The organism is Gemmatimonas sp., from assembly GCF_041689975.1.
Taxonomy (GTDB): domain Bacteria; phylum Gemmatimonadota; class Gemmatimonadetes; order Gemmatimonadales; family Gemmatimonadaceae; genus Gemmatimonas.
Genome location: NZ_JBDNFF010000287.1, coordinates 1 through 2007, shown reverse-complemented (window position 1 = coordinate 2007; position 2007 = coordinate 1). Strand labels below are relative to the sequence as shown.

General features: G+C 65.6%; 4 protein-coding genes. All 4 read left to right on the top strand.

Annotated elements, in window-relative coordinates:
- A partial coding sequence (locus ACESNG_RS17490; protein ID WP_373070040.1) for an energy-coupling factor ABC transporter permease occupies nucleotides 1-307 on the top strand: 307 nt, incomplete at its 5' end.
- Between the two features lie 29 nt (nucleotides 308-336).
- Complete coding sequence (locus ACESNG_RS17485) at nucleotides 337-684, top strand: hypothetical protein (RefSeq protein WP_373064574.1); 348 nt, start codon at nucleotides 337-339, stop codon at nucleotides 682-684.
- 35 nt (nucleotides 685-719) lie between these two features.
- A complete protein-coding gene (locus ACESNG_RS17480; protein WP_373070038.1) occupies nucleotides 720-1505 on the top strand; it encodes a CbiQ family ECF transporter T component in 786 nt (261 codons plus the stop codon).
- 19 nt (nucleotides 1506-1524) lie between these two features.
- Nucleotides 1525-2007 (top strand): energy-coupling factor ABC transporter ATP-binding protein (locus ACESNG_RS17475; RefSeq protein ID WP_373064578.1); only part of this gene is annotated, 483 nt, incomplete at its 3' end.

Below are 2007 nucleotides of genomic sequence, written 5' to 3'. Positions count from 1 at the left end.
TGCACTGTTCGTTTATCGCCTCCTCACCCGTCTGCATCTATCGGCGCTCGTGGCCATCGGAGCGGCGGCATTCGTCGGTGACATGAGTACGTATGTCACCACGAGTTTGCAGCTCGCACTTGCGCACCCGGAAGCCGGTGCGTCCTTCAGCGGTGCGTTCGTACGCTTCCTTGGCGTTTTCAGTCTGACCCAGTTCCCCATCGCTGTGTTGGAAGGGGCGCTCACGGTGCTCGTGTTTCGCGCGCTTCCGGTACAGATGCGGGGCGCCATGGAACTGAAGCGAACACTCTCCTCGCGGCTGGCCTGATCGTGCCCGCGCGCGCTCCTATTGCCTCTGTGCCCGGCACCGCGCGAACCACTGCGCGGACGGTCGTCGCTCTCCTGGCGCTGGCCCTCGCAGCGGGCGCTGGCTTGTGGTGGGGGCCGGGCAAAGGCGTTGGCACCGACGATACAGTCCGACAAGTCGTACAGCCCAGCTTTACCCCTGCCGTTTCGCCGTGGCGGGAGCGACTCGCGCCACCAACTCCGAGCGCGGAACGACAGCGATTTTCGCTGCTGGGTGGCACGGCGCTGTTGGTGTTGGTGCTCGCACTCGTCGCGCCAGCGTACGCGGAATCGCACCGTCGCAGCGCACGCGAGACGGCATCGGCGGATCGGGACGTGATTGCCAGGGACGAGGGATGACCCAGCGTGGCGAGGCGTGGCTCGAAGCTGGCCCAATGTCGACGGTCGACCGAACGCAGGCGGCAGAGACGCCGAACTCCACGCGCTGGACGTTGCACCACCCGGCCGAACGCATGCTGTTGTGCAGCGGCCTGTTGCTGATCGCCTTCCGTCACGTCGATCCGGCAGCATCGGCACTGTTACTTGCGGTCTCGACCACCGCTGCCTTCGTGGCTGGTCTCTCGCTACGCCAATGGCTTACGTGGCTTTTTCTCCCGCTCGGCTTTGTCGTGCTGTCAGTGCTCCCCTTCGCGATTGCCGCGCCGAGCAATGGGACAGCACTGCATGCACTGCCACTTGCCGGGTGGTGGTCGTTGGAAGGCGCGAAGCATGGGGCGGCATTAGGACTTCACGCGCTCGCCTGCGCGAGCGCCGTGATACTTTTGGCGGCAACGACTCCCATACACAAATGTGCCTTGTTGTCGCGAAAACTGGGTGTGCCCGCGCTGCTCACCGACTCGGTGATCCTTACCGCGCGCCTGCAAGCGGTGGTGCGTACCAGGCTCGTCGCGCGCCATCATGCGGCCTCGTTCCGCCTGGGTGGCAGCTCCTGGACGGCACGATGGCGGACCAGTGCGCTGTTGGGCGCAGGCCTCTTCCTGGATACGGCGCATCGCGCGAGCCGACTCGAGCGAGGGCTGGAGCTACGTGGTGGATTCTCGACGGAGGCTGTCGTGTCGGCCGGATGGGCTGCGATCTCGACGCGTCGTGTCTTTCTCGTGCTGACCGTGCTGCTGCTGGTCGCGATGCTCGCGGAATTCCGCGTACTGGCCGCACGATGAACCGCGAGCGACACGCCGCATGACCAGCGCACCGATTGTCAGGCGGGATCCGGTGGCGGTGCTTGCCCTCGATGCTGTCACCGTACAGTTCCCGGATGGCCACACTGCGCTCCACCAGCTCTCGCTGACGCTGGCGCGCGGTGAGCGCGTGGCGTTGCTCGGGGCCAATGGCTCCGGTAAGACCACGTGTCTTCAGGTCCTGGCTGGCGTGCGAAGGCCGACGTCGGGCATCGTGTCGCTGCACGGCGTCGCACACGATTTTTCGACGGCACAGCGAAACCGGTGGCGGCGCCACGTCGGTATGGTGCTGGCCGACGTGGACGATCAGTTGATCGCCCCGACCGTGCGTGACGATGTGGCGTTCGGTGTGCGCAACAGCGTGACCCGCGACGCCCCCCTCTCGGAGTCGGAGATTATCGGCAAAGTGCAGCGCGCGCTCGATGATCTCGCAATCGGCGCTCTGGCCGATCGCGCCATTCACAGTTTGAGCTTGGGCGAACGA

Coding starts and splice junctions, on each gene's coding strand:
- ACESNG_RS17480 (WP_373070038.1), top strand. CDS start 720: ATGTCGACGGTCGACCGAACGCAGGCGGCAGAGACGCCGAACTCCACG.